Source organism: Ruegeria sp. CJ2 (assembly GCF_056536745.1).
In genome coordinates, this window is the sequence record NZ_JBQFQF010000001.1 from 129,702 (window position 1) to 144,743 (window position 15,042).

A 15,042-nucleotide genomic window follows, 5' to 3' on the forward strand; every position below is an offset into this window, starting at 1 on the left:
GGTGGATACCGGCACCAAGATCTCGGCGATCGCCCATGTGACTCTGATCGGATGGGCTTTGTTCGGCGGCACCTTTCGGTCCGAGCCTTTGCCTATGGCCGTTCAGGATGTTTCCGTGATCTCGGCTGAGCAGTTCGCGGCGATGACCGCCCAACGCGAAGCGCCCGAGGTGCCGACGCCGTCGTCCTTGCAGCAGCCTGAAGAACCGCAAGAAAACACGCCCCCCCCGGAACCTGTGGAAGAGGAACAGCCAACCTCAGAGGTTTCGGAGGCTGTTGAGCCTGAACCGGACCCCGAGCCAGAGGCGGTCGAGCCGTTGCCTGAGCCTGTCGAAGTGGAACAACCCCCTGCGCTGGATCCGCCGCCTGACACTGAAATTGCGGCACTGCCGGTCCCGCCCGGCCCCGAGGCGCAGCCGCGCCCTGCGGACAAAGTTGCGCCCGAGCCGGTTGCCCCGCCGCCGCCCGAAGCAGCACCGGATGATATCGAAACACCTGCCGTGTCGCTGGATGAAGGCGCGGAAATCCAGCAAGAGCAGCAAGATCAGACCGCCCCGGAAGAGGCCACAGATGAGATCGTGACCGAGGCTGAAGAGGCTAAGGAATACGCGCCCCGGTCGTCTCCGCGCCCTCAGGTCCGTCCAAGGCGGCCAACACCGCCAGCCCAGCCCGAAGTGGCAGAAACCGCAGAGCCAGAGGCTCCGGCCGCCGACGAAAGCGCCATCGAGGACGCTCTGGCCGAGGCGTTGGGCCAAGGCAGCGAACCCTCTGGCCCGCCCTTGACCAGTGGCGAGAAAGACGCGATGCGATTGGCCGTTTCGCGGTGCTGGAATGTTGGGTCTTTGTCAACGGATGCGCTGCAAACGGTTGTTGTCGTGGCGTTTTCGCTGACGCCGGACGGCAAGGTGGTGGGCGGCAGTTTACGCATGATCGACAGTTCAGGCGGGTCTGCCGGGTCTGCGAGCCAAGCATATGAGGCTGCCAGACGTGCAATTCTGCGCTGTGGGGCAAAAGGATACGATCTGCCTGCTGACAAATACGCGCAATGGCAGGATATTGAGATTACATTCAATCCCGAGAGGATGCGGATCAAATGATGAGATTTCTGACCAGCCTGTTGCTGGGCCTGACGATACTGACGGCGCCTGCATATGCCCAGAACGGACCGCTGCGTCTGGAACTGGATCAGGGGATCATCGAGCCCTTGCCCTTTGCGGTGCCCAGTTTTGTCCCCGACAACGCGGCTGCGGCCCAATTCGCGCAGGACATCTCGCGCGTGGTTGCGGCTGATCTGACGGGAACCGGGCTGTTTCGTGAGATTTCATCGGATGCGTTCATCAGCCGGGTCAGCAGTTTCGATGCCCCGGTTCAGTTTGCCGACTGGAAGGCCATCAACGCCGAGGCGTTGGTGACCGGCGCTGTGAATGTCTCGGGCAATCGTTTGACAGTTCGGTTCCGGGTTTGGGACGTGTTTTCAGGTCAGGAACTGGGCAGCGGCCTGCAGTTTGCGGGCACCACCGATGGCTGGCGTCGGATGGCGCACAAGGTGGCCGATCAGGTCTACAGCCGGGTGACTGGTGAGGGCGCCTATTTTGATAGCCGCGTCGCCTTCGTGTCCGAGAGCGGACCCAAGGACCAGCGCTTGAAACGTCTGGCGATCATGGACTATGACGGCGCGAATGTGCAGTACCTGACCGACAGCGCTGCCATCGTTCTGGCCCCGCGCTTTTCGCCGACGGGCGACCGGTTGCTTTATACCAGCTATGAAACCGGCCAGCCGCGCATCTATGTTCTGGACGTGGACCGTGTCCGTAGGACCGAGCTGAATACACCGGGCGGCACCATGAGCTTTTCGCCCCGGTTCTCGCCTGATGGTCGCTCGATCGTTTATTCGCTGATCCAAGGCGGCAACACGGATCTGTGGAAGATGGATCTGGCGTCAGGGCAAAGTGTCCGTTTGACGAATACACCCGCAATCGAAACCGCACCCAGCTATTCCCCGGACGGGTCGCAGATCGTGTTCGAAAGCGACCGCTCGGGCACGCCGCAGCTTTATATTATGCCAGCCAGCGGTGGTGAGGCGACGCGGATTAGCTTTGGTCAGGGGCGCTATGGCACACCAGTCTGGTCGCCGCGCGGGGATCTGGTTGCCTTCACCAAGCAGAACAAAGGCCGGTTCCATATCGGCGTAATGCGCACGGACGGCAGCGAAGAACGCCTGCTGACCTCGTCCTTCCTGGACGAAGGGCCGACATGGTCGCCCAATGGTCGGGTGATCATGTTCACCCGTGAAACGCAGGGTGCAAGTGGTCGGGCGACGCTCTATTCGGTGGATATTTCGGGTCGGAATCTGCGCCCGGTACGGACCCCGGATGGCGGAAGCGACCCGTCATGGGGGCCATTGCAGAATTGATCGGGGCAGGGGGTTGGAAAAGTTCACAAAAAACCTGCACTGTGATACAGAGACGGCAATAAACAGATAATATGACGAGGCACCTGAAATGAACGTATTGAGCAAAGTTTTGGCTTTGGGCGCGCTAAGTGTGATGGCCGCCTGTACCAGCAACGATCCTTCGGCGCTGGGTGGTGGATTTGGCAGTGGCGCAAACGGGGCGATCTCGCCCGGTTCACCAAGCGATCCGCGATCACCGGCATATTTCCAGCAAACCGTGGGCGATCGCGTGCTGTTCTCTGTTGATCAGTCCACGCTGACGCCGCAGGCGCAGACCATTCTGCAAGGGCAGGCGGACTGGCTTCTGGCCAATCCCGACTTTGTTGCAACCATCGAGGGGCATGCAGACGAACAGGGCACGCGTGAATACAACCTTGCCCTCGGCGCGCGCCGCGCAAATGCGGCCCGCGAATATCTGATCTCTCGCGGGGTTGCGGGTAATCGCCTGACGACGGTGAGCTACGGAAAGGAACGCCCGATCGAAATTTGCAGCACCGAGGATTGCTATTCCAAGAACCGCCGCGCGGTGACGGTGCTGACCGGTTCAACCTTGGGGTAAGACGATGAGAATTGCAGGATGGGTTCTGGCCGCGGTTGTAGCGACCGCTGGAGTGGCACAAGCGCAGGATCAACAGACTCTGGCCGATATCCGGCAGGAGCTGACGGTGCTGCACGTGGAAATTCAGCGCCTCAAGCGTGAGTTTTCCACAACCGGTTCGCCCGCGCCAAACCTGTCCGGCAGTTCTATTTTGGAACGCGTCGACGCGATCGAGGCTGAATTGCAGCGCCTGACGCGCCAGACCGAGCAGTTGAATCAGCGGGTCCAGAATGTCGTCACCGATGGCACCAACCGGATCGGAGATCTTGAGTTTCGTCTGGTTGAACTGGAAGGCGGCGATCTGAGTACGCTGGGCGAAACAACAACCTTGGGCGGTGACACTGAGATCACAGCTGCGGCGCCGTCGACGACCCAGGAAACTCCGCTGATCTCGGAGCAGGGCGAACTCGCGGTTGGAGAGCGCGCCGATTTTGACGCCGCTGCACAATTTTTGGCCGACGGCAATTTTCAGGCGGCGGCCGATCAGTTCGCGCTGTTTGAAACATCCTACCCCGGAAGCCCCCTCGCACCAGAGGCCCACCTGAAGCGTGGACATGCATTGCAGGGATTGGGTGACACCCGCGAGGCCGCGCGCGCATTTCTGGCCAGCTTTACCGGCGATTCCGAAGGCACGTTTGCGCCCGAAGCCCTGTTTGAACTTGGGGCTGCGTTGGGGCGGCTCGAGCAAATTGATCAGGCCTGCATAACCCTAAGCGAAGTTGGTGTGCGCTTCCCGGGGTCGGCTGCGGCCTCGGCTGCGACGCAGGAAATGTCTTCACTGGGCTGTTCTTGACCGAAATTTCAGACAATCTGAGGTCCGAGATCTGCGCACGGCTGGGACCGGATTTGCCCCCCCGTTTGGGGATCGCGGTTTCGGGCGGTGGTGACTCGGTCGCGTTGCTGTACCTGCTGAAGGATATTGCCGCGCAAGAACAGGTCGCGTTGTTCGCGGCGACGGTGGACCATGGGATTCGTGCTGAATCCGCAGATGAGGCCCAGTGGGTGGCACAGCAGGCAGAAACGCTTGGTGTGCCGCATGAAACGCTGATCTGGCAAAACTGGGACGGGCGGGGAAATCTTCAGGGTCGCGCGCGACAGGTGCGCTACCAATTACTGGCGGACTGGGCGCGTAGAAATAACTTGGACGCGATTGCACTAGGTCACACCGCAGATGATCAGGCCGAAACCATGCTGATGCGCTTGGGGCGGGCTGCGGGGGTGACGGGGCTGTCTGGAATGGCCGGAGCAATCAAACGGAACGGGGCGACCTTCCTGCGTCCGATGCTGGGCGGTACGCGCCTTCAGTTGCGCGAATATCTGACCGAAATTGGCGTGGACTGGATTGAAGATCCATCGAATCACGACACGAAATTCGATAGGATCAAGGCGCGGGACGCGCTGAAAACGCTTGGGACGCTTGGAATCTCCGCTCAGTCCTTAACCCGTGTCGCGCATAATCTGGCACGCGCGGATGAGGCCTTGGCGCATTTTACGCAGGAATCCGCGCGACAGGTTCTGGTTTCGGATTCGGGGGCCGTGTGCTGCGACCGCACCGGATTCGCCGCTTTGCCCGATGAAATTCAGCGCCGGTTGGTTCTTGGCAGTTTGGCATGGGTGGCCGGGCCCGGCTATCCGCCGCGTCACGCAGCCACCGAACAGGCGATTGAGGCGATTCAGCTTGCAAAACCAAGCACGATTGGGGGCTGCATTCTGGTCCCAAAGGGCAATAAAACGTGGATTTGCAGAGAGCTAAACGCTGTGAAGAATACGCATTGCGCAATCGGGCAAAACTGGGATGACCGCTGGGTTTTGACCGGCCCATCCGCCCCGAATGCCACGATTGGGCCGTTGGGCGACGCTGGGTTACGCTCAGTGGCAGAGTGGAGAGCTCTTGGAAAACCTCGCGAGGTGCTGGTATCATCACCCGCGGTATGGGAAGGCGAAACCCTTTTGTCCGCGCCTTTGGCAGGCTTTCCGAGCGGTTGGCAGGCAGAATTGGCGGCGGAAAGGTCCGAGTTTCATTCTTCGTTTTTATCGCATTGAACCTGCTTGAATCATCTCTATTTTATAGAGCAACCCGGCAGACCCCCACCTGCCGAAATCTTTTGGGAGATTTTCCTTGGGCAACGCTCGTAACATCGCCTTCTGGGTCGTTCTGTTTCTGCTGATTCTTGCACTGTTCAATTTGTTCAGCGGACCAGGCGGAACGCTTCAGAGCAATGAAAGAACTTATTCCGATTTCGTGACTGCTGTTGAAGGCGGCGAGGTCAAGAATGTGACGCTGGATGGCGAACAGATTCGCTATACCACTCAAAGTGGTGCCAGCTATGTCACCATCAAACCCGGCGATGCCGAGGTCACCAAGCTGCTGATCGACGAAAACATTCCGGTGCGCGCTGAAAAGCAGCAGCAATCCGGGTTCCAGTCCTTCCTGATCACGCTTCTGCCGTTCCTGCTGCTGATCGGTGTCTGGGTCTATTTCATGAACCGTATGCAGGGTGGTGGCAAAGGTGGCGCGATGGGCTTTGGCAAATCCAAGGCCAAGATGCTGACGGAGAAACATGGCCGTGTGACCTTTGACGACGTCGCGGGCATCGACGAAGCCAAGGAAGAGCTGGAAGAGATCGTGGAATTCCTGCGCAATCCGCAGAAATTCAGCCGTCTCGGTGGCAAGATTCCAAAAGGCGCGCTGCTGGTTGGCCCTCCGGGTACTGGTAAGACGCTGCTGGCCCGCGCGATTGCGGGTGAGGCGGGTGTGCCGTTCTTCACCATTTCGGGCTCGGACTTTGTCGAGATGTTCGTTGGTGTGGGTGCATCGCGTGTGCGCGACATGTTCGAGCAGGCGAAGAAAAACGCGCCCTGTATCGTTTTCATCGACGAAATCGACGCCGTGGGCCGCCATCGTGGTGCCGGTTATGGCGGTGGTAACGATGAACGTGAACAGACCCTCAACCAGTTGCTGGTCGAGATGGACGGGTTCGAGGCCAATGAGGGCGTGATCATTCTGGCAGCCACCAACCGTAAAGACGTTCTGGACCCCGCACTGCTGCGTCCGGGCCGGTTTGACCGTAACGTGACCGTCGGCAACCCCGACATCAAAGGCCGTGAGAAGATCTTGGGCGTGCATGCGCGCAAGACCCCCTTGGGCCCCGATGTTGACCTGCGCATCATCGCGCGGGGGACACCGGGTTTTTCGGGTGCTGATCTGGCGAATCTGGTGAACGAGGCAGCGCTGATGGCCGCGCGTGTGGGTCGTCGCTTTGTCACCATGGAAGACTTTGAGAACGCCAAAGACAAGGTGATGATGGGGGCAGAGCGCCGCAGCATGGTCCTGACGCAGGATCAGAAAGAAAAGACGGCGTATCACGAGGCCGGTCACGCTGTGGTTGGTCTGGAATTGCCGCTATGTGATCCGGTTTATAAGGCCACGATCATTCCGCGTGGTGGTGCGTTGGGGATGGTTGTGTCTCTGCCCGAGATGGACCGCCTGAACTATCACCGGGACGAATGTGAGCAAAAGCTGGCCATGACCATGGCGGGTAAAGCGGCTGAGGTGATCAAATACGGTGAAGATCACGTATCGAACGGCCCGGCCGGTGACATCATGCAGGCCAGCCAGTTGGCGCGCGCCATGGTGATGCGCTGGGGCATGTCGGACAAGGTTGGTAACATCGACTATGCCGAGGCGCATGAGGGCTATCAGGGCAACACCGCTGGTTTCTCGGTTTCGGCTCATACAAAAGAGCTGATCGAGGAAGAGGTGAAACGCCTGATCCAGCAAGGTTATGAACGCGCCCATAAAATTCTGACGGACAAGAACGAGGCGTGGGAACGTCTGGCGCAAGGTCTTCTGGAGTATGAGACACTGACTGGCGACGAGATCAAGCGCGTCATGAACGGTGAATCGCCCAGCGAAGGGGATGACGAAGGTGGCAGCCCGGATGAAGGCAGCGCGCCAAGCGTGACGGCGATCCCGAAAACGAAGGTCAAGAAGTCTCCGCCCGATGGTGGTATGGAGCCAGAACCGACCACGTAAAGCTAAAAAACCCGAGCCAAGGCTCGGGTTTTTCTTTTCTTTCCCGCGAACCTGCCGTCTAGTTGCCGGAAGAATGTGGCGTCGATAGGGGGCAGAACATGCCAGTCTTGCGAGAAACGGAATTCGTAGGCGAAATCGTTTGGCTGGGCCATGTGCAAGCAGGTAAGTCTATCCGCGCATCTGCCGTCCGTGAGATGTCTCTGGATTTCGCAGGCGCTGCTGGTGAGCGGCATGAGGGTGTGAACCGAGCCTCGTGCGTGCGGATGAAAAACCTCTATCCGCAAGGCACTGAAATCCGCAATGTGCGGCAGTTGTCGGTGTTGTCCGAAGAAGAGATGCAGGCGACGGCGGCTGAGATGGAGCTGGATTCGCTGGACCCGTCCTATCTGGGGGTCAGCATCCTGTTGCGCGGAATACCGGACTTTACGCATGTGCCGCCATCTTCGCGGCTTCAGGGGCCCGATGGAGTCACGATCACTGTTGATATGGAAAACCGCCCCTGCGTGATTCCGGGCCGCGAGGTCGAGGCCGATCTGCCCGGCCATGGTGCCGCGTTCAAACCCGCCGCGCAGGGCAGGCGGGGCGTAACGGCCTGGGTTGAACGGCCCGGAAAGCTGAAACTGGGCGACCAGATGAAGCTGTTCGTTCCGGATCAACGCGCCTGGGCACCTTAAGACACAGGTTTTCCGATGGGAAACGATCAAAGTTACGTGACGCCACCCGGTAAGTGACGCTACGCCGTTTCACGGCGCGATTATGTCGGAATCCATATCCATCGGTTTGGTACACAACGGTATGGATTGATCAGCACCGGGCTATTTGCGCCGGTTTGCACGGAATTCAATCAGGGATCTTGCCCAATGAGCTACAAATCCGACATCGAAATCGCCCGCGAAGCGAATAAGAAACCAATCCAGGAAATCGGCGCCAAGATCGGCATCGACTCGGCCGATCTGCTGCCCTATGGCCACGACAAGGCGAAGGTCAGCCAGGACTTCATCAACTCGGTGCAAGACCGGGAAGACGGCAAGCTGATCCTTGTCACCGCGATCAACCCGACCCCTGCGGGTGAAGGCAAGACCACCACCACCGTGGGTCTGGGCGACGGTCTGAACCGCATCGGCAAGAACGCGATGATCTGTATCCGCGAAGCCTCGCTTGGCCCGAACTTCGGCATGAAGGGCGGCGCTGCGGGTGGCGGTTACGCGCAGGTTGTTCCGATGGAGGAAATGAACCTGCACTTCACCGGCGACTTCCACGCCATCACCTCGGCCCACTCGCTGCTGTCGGCGATGATCGACAACCACATCTATTGGGGCAACGAGTGTGATATCGACATCCGTCGTGTTGCATGGCGTCGTGTGGTCGACATGAACGACCGCGCTCTGCGTCAGATCACCGCCAGCTTGGGCGGCGTGTCGAACGGCTTCCCGCGTGAGGCTGGCTTTGACATCACTGTGGCGTCGGAAGTTATGGCGATCCTCTGCCTGGCGAACGACCTGAAAGACCTGGAAAAGCGTCTGGGCGACATCATCGTTGCTTATCGCCGCGACAAAACCCCGGTTTACTGCCGCGACATCAAAGCCGAAGGCGCAATGACCGTCCTGCTGAAGGACGCCATGCAGCCGAACCTGGTGCAGACGCTGGAAAACAACCCGGCCTTCGTGCACGGTGGGCCTTTTGCCAACATCGCGCACGGCTGTAACTCGGTCATCGCGACCAAGACCGCGCTGAAAGTGGCTGACTATGTCGTGACCGAAGCAGGCTTTGGGGCCGATCTGGGTGCCGAGAAGTTCATGAACATCAAGTGTCGCAAGGCAGGCATCGCTCCGTCGGCCGTGGTGTTGGTTGCCACCGTGCGCGCGATGAAGATGAACGGCGGCGTTGCCAAGGCCGATCTGGGCGCTGAAAACGTCGACGCCGTGGTCAACGGCTGCGCCAACCTGGGCCGTCACATCGAGAACGTGAAATCCTTTGGCGTTCCGGTCGTCGTCGCCATCAACCACTTCGTCACCGACACTGACGCCGAAGTTCAGGCCGTCAAAGACTATTGCGGTGAGCACGGTGTCGAGGCGGTTCTGTCGCGTCACTGGGAACTGGGCTCCGAAGGCTCTGCGCCGCTGGCCGAAAAGGTTGTTGAAATTGTCGAGGGTGGTTCCGCAAACTTTGCGCCGATCTATCCTGACGAAATGCCTCTGTTCGAAAAGATCGAAACCATCGCCAAGCGTATCTACCGCGCCGACGAGGTTCTGGCCGACAACAAGATCCGCAACCAACTGCGCGAATGGGAAGAAGCAGGCTATGGCAATCTGCCGGTCTGCATGGCGAAAACGCAATACTCGTTCTCGACCGACCCAAGCTTGCGCGGCGCGCCCAACGGCCACTCGGTCCCGGTGCGTGAGGTCCGCCTGTCCGCTGGTGCCGGTTTCATCGTGGTTGTCTGCGGTGAGATCATGACCATGCCCGGTCTGCCCCGCAAACCGGCCGCCGAAACCATCTGCCTTAACGACGCAGGTGAGATCGAGGGCTTGTTCTAAGCCCCCAAATGAGACATCTCGTGGTCCGGGGACATCCCCGGGCCATGAGGAGACGAACATGCCCACTCTGACACCGCCGCAAGATTGCAAGTCGATGCAGGAATTGCGGGCTCAGATCGACAAGTTGGATCGCCAACTGATCGAGAAGTTGGTGACGCGCGCAGGGTATATTGATCGCGCAGCGCAGCTTAAACCGGCTGAGGGACTGCCCGCTCGAATCCCGGACCGCGTCGAAGAGGTGGTGCAGCGCGTGCGCGCAAGTTCGGATGATCTGGGCATGGATCCCGATCTGGCCGAGCAGATGTGGCGCATACTGATAGACTGGTCGATTGCACGCGAGGAGCGCGTTCTCGGCTCTGACTGACCGGGCGTTTCAGGCGCCCGATCCGTTTTCAAGGAAGGGATGACAGGATGGTAGCCCAGGTTATTGACGGTAAGGCGTTCGCGGCAAAGGTCCGCGCGCAAGTGGCCGATCAGGTTGCAAAGCTGAAAGAGGAAAACGGCATTACGCCCGGTCTGGCAGTGGTTCTGGTGGGCGAAGACCCGGCCAGCCAGGTTTATGTCCGCTCGAAAGGCAAGCAGACCGTCGAGGTCGGCATGAACTCGTATGAGCATAAGCTGGACGTCGAGACCTCGGAAGAGGACCTGCTGGCACTGATCGACAAGCTGAACAACGACCCGGCGGTTCATGGCATTCTGGTACAGCTTCCGCTGCCCAAGCACCTGAACGAAGACCTCGTGATCAACTCGATCGACCCGGCCAAGGATGTCGACGGGTTCCATATCTCGAACGTGGGTCTGCTGGGCACGGGCCAGAAGTCGATGGTGCCTTGCACCCCGCTGGGCTGCCTGATGATGCTGCGCGACCATCATGGTTCACTGTCCGGTATGGATGCGGTTGTGATTGGCCGTTCGAACATTGTGGGCAAGCCGATGGCGCAACTGCTGCTGGGTGACAGCTGCACCGTGACCATTGCGCATAGCCGCACCAAAGATCTGCCGGATGTGGTCCGCCGCGCCGATATCGTTGTTGCTGCCGTAGGCCGCCCTGAGATGGTGCCGGGTGACTGGATTAAGGAAGGCGCGACTGTCATCGACGTGGGCATCAATCGGATCGAGCGCGACGGCAAGAACAAGCTGGTGGGTGATGTGGACTATGCCAGCGCTGCCGAACGCGCGGGCGCGATCACTCCGGTTCCCGGTGGTGTCGGCCCAATGACGATTGCCTGCCTGTTGGCAAATACGCTCACAGCCTGTTGCCGCGCCAACGGCCTGCCAGAGCCCGAGGGCCTGACAGCCTGACAATCTGCGCCCCGCAGTTTCAAATCCAATCCATCAGGCCGGTGAGCATGGCGCTCATCGGCCTTAATGTTTCATTAGGATAAATTAAGTTTGTTCCTTCGGGGTTTGAATGTTCCCTTATCGGTGATATTTCATTTTTCCCAGCCGGTTACGATCTGATCCTATTGTGGCTTGGTGTGTTATAAATTGTGATCCTAGGTTTTGTTCGAACAAGCATGAAGACGACGCTTCGCTCAATTCTGGCCGAATTTACCTTGCAACGGGTTGTGGCAGGTTTGGTGTTCCTGCCCTTGCTGGCGATCGCATTTCAACCCTTTCCGGGCATATCCCTGTCTTTCTTGCCGCGCCTTCTGTTTTGGTGCGGAGCAATGGCCCTTGCCTTGGCCGTGACATGGTTGGTCAGAAAACTGATTATTGAATACGCGCCACTTGTCGAGTTCCGCGGGCGCGACCTAATCCAGATCGGCCTGGCCTTCACCCTTTTCGTCCCCTCAATCTGGTTGTTTGCCTGGCTCTTGCTCGCGGTCCAAGGAGAGCAGGCACCGGGAATTCTTTCGGTTGCATCTTATGGCGGATTGTTCGCGGCAGGCCTTGTGCTGGTGCGCAGCAAAACTCCGGTAGCAGATACGGATCATGACTCTGAATCTAAGAAACCTCGGTTGACCACTCGACTGCCGGAATCCTTTCAAGGCCAGGTGTTTCGACTGGCTGTCAGAGACCATTCGGTCGACGTCGTGACGTCTGAGGGCACATTTACCATCCGGTCCCGGTTCACCGATGCCATTGCCGAGATGGAGCCCATAAGCGGCCATTGCACGCATCGTTCGCATTGGGTGGTCGACGCGGCCATTTCCGGCGTTGAACGACGGGATGGCAAGGTTTTTCTGCGTCTGACGAACGATGAGCTTGTTCCGGTAAGCAGGAAATACAAACCTGAGTTGGAACGCGACGGCATCATCTAGGAAGATGTCATCGTGGCATCGGGATCATTCGCGGATGGTTGCCTGTCAAAATAGCCACCGCGTCGTCGTGCATCAGATCACACAGGATATCAGCAGTGCTGTAGAGCCCACCTGTATAGGTTCCGTAAGCGGGTAAAATCAGTCGTTGCCTGTCGACAAGAAAGGCGGGTCGTGTAATGGAACTGCCGCGCGTACGAAGACGCGCTTTGGGGTGGTAGTGGCCGGAAATTTCGGCCATGGCGTTGGGCTGTGCGATATGGCGAAAGACCAAGGCTCCAACCTGAAACTCAGCCAAATGACTTCCGCCCAGATCGACCGGACCGGGGTCGTGGTTTCCTTCGATCCAAATCCAGCGCCGCCCGGCCTGCAGCGTTGTGATCCTTGTTTTTTCCTCGGACTCCAAGCCATTCAGAGCCTCCAGATCATCAAAGCTGTCACCTAGGCAAATGACAGTTTGGGCGTGGGTCCGCGCGACATCAGCGGCCAAGCGTGACAGGGTGTCCCGGCTGTCATAAGGCGGCAGAGATGGCCCTCCACGGCGCGCCAACCGCTCTGATTTGCCGAGATGCAGGTCAGAGACGCATAACAGGCCTTGATCCAGCCACCACAATGCCCCGGACCCCATCGCACAGAGGTTTTGACCGGCGAAGGAGAATGTCAGGTCGTTCATGATACGTTCTTTGCGGGTTTAAACGTGCAGTGCAAGTGGATTTATGCAGGATCCAACCCGGCCTCTTGCAACAGGCGCAGGCTTTCTTCTTCCAACAGTCGTTCTTCGGCGGCACCTTTGACGGGTACTTTGCCAACCTCCAGAAACAAAGGGGCCGCCAGAGGCGAAACACGGTCCAGTCGCAGAAGGTCGATCCGGTCGCCGATACGTTCGATCATTGCTTCGATCCGGCCAAAATCCACCAGACCGCGCATGGCCTCTTCCCGGGTGATTTGCATCAGCAGGTGTTCAGGATCGTATTTCAGAAGCGTGTCATAGAGGATGTCCGAGGAAAACGTCGCCTGCCGCCCGCTCTTGCGCTGACCGCCTGTGTTGCGTTCGATCAGTCCTGCAATCGTGGCTGACGCCCGAAAGGTTCGTTTCATCACGGCATTTCCGGCCAGCCAGACGTCTAACCCCTCACGCAGGGCCTCGAGTTGAAACAGGGGGCTTGGGTCGGTCACCGCGTCCAGCCCCCAAATCAATGTCGCGTAGTCGGTGGCGACAAAACCCAGTGGGGCAAGGCCCGTTTCCTCCATCCTTTTTGTCAGAAGAAGCCCAAGCGTCTGTTGCGCATTTCGCCCCGCAAACCCGTAGACGCAAAGATGCTCACGCCCGTCGCTGGGAAAACTCTCGATCAATAGCCTGTCGCGTTGCGGCAATCGGGACATGTCGCGCTGCAAGGCCAACCAGTCGGCTGTATGCGCAGGCAATTGCGGCCAGTCCGGTTGGGCGAACATGCGTAGAATGCGGTCGCTCAACTGCGTGGACGTGGCAAACTTGGTTCCGGAAAATGTTGCGATCTTTGGCTTGCGGTTTGCTTGTCGGCTGACTTCGACCGTCATGTCGCGTAGCCCTTCGTATCGCACGATCTGACCGCCGATCAGGAAGGTGTCACCGGGGGTCAGCGAGGCGGCAAATGCCTCTTCAACTTCACCCAGTGGTTTTCCGCCACGATTGCGTCTGAGCCGCACTTTCAGCGTGTCGGTGTCCTGAATCGTGCCGAGGTTCATGCGAATACGCTGGGCGGCACGCGGGTCACGCAGCTGCCATTTGCCATCAGGTCTTTGTTGCAGGCGTTGCCAGCGATCATACGCGCGCAGGGCATAGCCGCCGGTCGCACAGAAATCCAAACAGGCATCGAACTCAGTCCTTGCAAGTCGGGCATAGGGGCCAGCCGTCGTCAGTTCCTGATACAGCGCGTCCGCTTCAAATGGGGCGGCAGCCGCGGCGATCAGGATATGCTGGCACAACACGTCCCGCGGCCCCGCGCCCCGAGGTTCGCCATCCAGATCATGCGCTTTGGCGGCTTCCAGCGCCGCGACGCATTCGACCACTTCAAAGCGGTTGGCGGGTACAAGCAGGGCCTTGGAAGGTGCGTTATACCGGTGATTGGCCCGCCCGATCCGCTGCACCAGCCGTTTGACATTCTTGGGCGCTCCGATCTGAATCACCAGATCGACATCCCCCCAGTCGATCCCCAGATCGAGACTGCCCGTGCAGACGATCGCACGCAGATCGCCGCGTACCATCGCGGCCTCGACACGCTCTCGCTGTTGCCGGTCAAGGCTGCCGTGATGAATGCCAATCGGCAAGGCGTCGTCGTTGGCCAGCCACAGGTTGTGGAAGAATATCTCGGCCTGCGCACGGGTGTTGTGAAAGATCAGCGTCGTCTTGTGTTGTTTGATCTGCGCGAGCACTGCCGGAATGGAATAGGCCGCGCCGCCGCCTGACCACGGCGGCATTTCCTGCGTTTCAAGCATTCGGATGTCAGGATCAGGGCCGGGATCAGCCTGAACGACGGGGCAGGGGTCGGGGTGACGGGCCAGAAAGTGCGCGATGGCATCAGGGTCTTCAACGGTGGCTGACAGCCCCACGCGGCGCAATTCGGGGCAGAAGCTTTGCAATTGTGCCAGCGCCAACATCAACTGGTCCCCGCGCTTGCTTTCGGCCAGGGCGTGGATTTCGTCAACGATCACGCGCTGCACGCCTTGGAACATCCTTGGCGCGTCTTCATAGGATGTCAGCAGTGCCAGGCTTTCCGGGGTGGTCAGCAGAATATGCGGAGGGTCGACGCGCTGGCGCTTTTTCTGTGTGGCCGACGTGTCTCCTGTCCGGTCTTCGATGCGAATTTTCAACCCGATCTCATCCGCCGGGCCGCGCAGGTTGCGTCTGATATCGGCCGCCAGCGCCTTGAGCGGCGAGACATAAATCGTGTGAAGCCCGGCATGTTCCCGCGCCGCCAGATCGGACAGGGTCGGCAGGAAACCGGCCATGGTCTTGCCGCCACCCGTGGGCGCAATCAGCAGCGTTGCCGGATCAGCAGCGCGGTCAAACATCTCTTGCTGATGTGGATGGATGGACCAGCCTTTGGCGGTAAACCAGTCGGTGATCCGGGCGGGAATCTGCGTCATACGCGCAGATTACTCGGCCCGGACCCGAAATGG

The 15,042-nt window shown here is 59.3% G+C and carries 13 protein-coding genes; 11 read left to right on the forward strand and 2 right to left on the reverse strand.

Annotated elements, in window-relative coordinates; all coding sequences use genetic code 11:
- Nucleotide 1: 1 nt before the first annotated feature.
- The 11 genes from ACR0MS_RS00635 (at nt 2) to ACR0MS_RS00685 (ending at nt 11,886) form a co-directional block, all read left to right on the forward strand.
- On the forward strand, nt 2–1,096 hold the full coding sequence (locus ACR0MS_RS00635) for an energy transducer TonB (RefSeq protein ID WP_480567851.1): 1,095 nt from the start codon (nt 2–4) through the stop codon (nt 1,094–1,096).
- Complete coding sequence (tolB, locus tag ACR0MS_RS00640) at nt 1,093–2,412, forward strand: Tol-Pal system beta propeller repeat protein TolB (RefSeq protein ID WP_480567853.1); 1,320 nt, start codon at nt 1,093–1,095, stop codon at nt 2,410–2,412. Before ACR0MS_RS00635 ends, tolB begins: the two co-directional genes overlap by 4 nt.
- Before the next feature lie 88 nt (nt 2,413–2,500).
- Nucleotides 2,501–3,010 carry a peptidoglycan-associated lipoprotein Pal gene (pal, locus tag ACR0MS_RS00645; protein WP_480567855.1) on the forward strand — a complete coding sequence of 170 codons (510 nt, stop codon included), beginning with the start codon at nt 2,501–2,503 and terminating at the stop codon, nt 3,008–3,010.
- Between the two features lie 4 nt (nt 3,011–3,014).
- Nucleotides 3,015–3,842, forward strand: a complete 828-nt coding sequence (ybgF, locus tag ACR0MS_RS00650; RefSeq protein ID WP_480567857.1) for a tol-pal system protein YbgF — start codon at nt 3,015–3,017, stop codon at nt 3,840–3,842.
- The gene (tilS, locus tag ACR0MS_RS00655; protein ID WP_480567859.1) at nt 3,839–5,092 is read left to right on the forward strand and encodes a tRNA lysidine(34) synthetase TilS; all 1,254 of its coding nucleotides are present in this window, start codon (nt 3,839–3,841) and stop codon (nt 5,090–5,092) included. The genes ybgF and tilS overlap by 4 nt, the downstream gene beginning before the upstream one ends.
- Before the next feature lie 76 nt (nt 5,093–5,168).
- Nucleotides 5,169–7,085 (forward strand): ATP-dependent zinc metalloprotease FtsH, encoded by a 1,917-nt coding sequence (ftsH, locus tag ACR0MS_RS00660; protein WP_480567861.1) that lies wholly within the window; start codon nt 5,169–5,171, stop codon nt 7,083–7,085.
- Between the two features lie 98 nt (nt 7,086–7,183).
- Nucleotides 7,184–7,759: an MOSC domain-containing protein gene (locus ACR0MS_RS00665; RefSeq protein ID WP_480567863.1), complete on the forward strand. Its 576-nt coding sequence runs from the start codon at nt 7,184–7,186 to the stop codon at nt 7,757–7,759.
- Between the two features lie 186 nt (nt 7,760–7,945).
- Nucleotides 7,946–9,622 carry a formate--tetrahydrofolate ligase gene (locus ACR0MS_RS00670; RefSeq protein ID WP_480567865.1) on the forward strand — a complete coding sequence of 559 codons (1,677 nt, stop codon included), beginning with the start codon at nt 7,946–7,948 and terminating at the stop codon, nt 9,620–9,622.
- 58 nt (nt 9,623–9,680) lie between these two features.
- Entirely contained in the window at nt 9,681–9,986 is a 306-nt protein-coding gene (locus tag ACR0MS_RS00675; RefSeq protein ID WP_480567867.1) for a chorismate mutase, read from the forward strand.
- Between the two features lie 47 nt (nt 9,987–10,033).
- Entirely contained in the window at nt 10,034–10,924 is an 891-nt protein-coding gene (folD, locus tag ACR0MS_RS00680) for a bifunctional methylenetetrahydrofolate dehydrogenase/methenyltetrahydrofolate cyclohydrolase FolD (protein WP_480567869.1), read from the forward strand.
- A 215-nt stretch (nt 10,925–11,139) separates the two neighbouring features.
- On the forward strand, nt 11,140–11,886 hold the full coding sequence (locus ACR0MS_RS00685; protein ID WP_480567871.1) for a LytTR family DNA-binding domain-containing protein: 747 nt from the start codon (nt 11,140–11,142) through the stop codon (nt 11,884–11,886).
- A gap of 7 nt (nt 11,887–11,893) precedes the next feature.
- On the opposite strand, the gene pdeM is transcribed toward ACR0MS_RS00685, so the two are convergent.
- Complete coding sequence (gene pdeM, locus ACR0MS_RS00690; RefSeq protein WP_480567873.1) at nt 11,894–12,556, reverse strand: ligase-associated DNA damage response endonuclease PdeM; 663 nt, start codon at nt 12,554–12,556, stop codon at nt 11,894–11,896.
- Between the two features lie 41 nt (nt 12,557–12,597).
- The gene (locus ACR0MS_RS00695; protein ID WP_480567875.1) at nt 12,598–15,009 is read right to left on the reverse strand and encodes a ligase-associated DNA damage response DEXH box helicase; all 2,412 of its coding nucleotides are present in this window, start codon (nt 15,007–15,009) and stop codon (nt 12,598–12,600) included.
- Nucleotides 15,010–15,042: the final 33 nt, after the last annotated feature.

What these genes read in the sequence shown, in the direction of transcription:
- ACR0MS_RS00670 (WP_480567865.1), top strand. Translation starts at nt 7,946, where the DNA reads ATGAGCTACAAATCCGACATCGAAATCGCCCGCGAAGCGAATAAGAAA.
- tolB (WP_480567853.1), top strand. Translation starts at nt 1,093, where the DNA reads ATGATGAGATTTCTGACCAGCCTGTTGCTGGGCCTGACGATACTGACG.
- pdeM (WP_480567873.1), bottom strand. Translation starts at nt 12,556, where the DNA reads ATGAACGACCTGACATTCTCCTTCGCCGGTCAAAACCTCTGTGCGATG.
- ACR0MS_RS00695 (WP_480567875.1), bottom strand. Translation starts at nt 15,009, where the DNA reads ATGACGCAGATTCCCGCCCGGATCACCGACTGGTTTACCGCCAAAGGC.
- folD (WP_480567869.1), top strand. Translation starts at nt 10,034, where the DNA reads ATGGTAGCCCAGGTTATTGACGGTAAGGCGTTCGCGGCAAAGGTCCGC.
- ACR0MS_RS00685 (WP_480567871.1), top strand. Translation starts at nt 11,140, where the DNA reads ATGAAGACGACGCTTCGCTCAATTCTGGCCGAATTTACCTTGCAACGG.
- pal (WP_480567855.1), top strand. Translation starts at nt 2,501, where the DNA reads ATGAACGTATTGAGCAAAGTTTTGGCTTTGGGCGCGCTAAGTGTGATG.
- ACR0MS_RS00665 (WP_480567863.1), top strand. Translation starts at nt 7,184, where the DNA reads ATGCCAGTCTTGCGAGAAACGGAATTCGTAGGCGAAATCGTTTGGCTG.
- ybgF (WP_480567857.1), top strand. Translation starts at nt 3,015, where the DNA reads ATGAGAATTGCAGGATGGGTTCTGGCCGCGGTTGTAGCGACCGCTGGA.
- ACR0MS_RS00675 (WP_480567867.1), top strand. Translation starts at nt 9,681, where the DNA reads ATGCCCACTCTGACACCGCCGCAAGATTGCAAGTCGATGCAGGAATTG.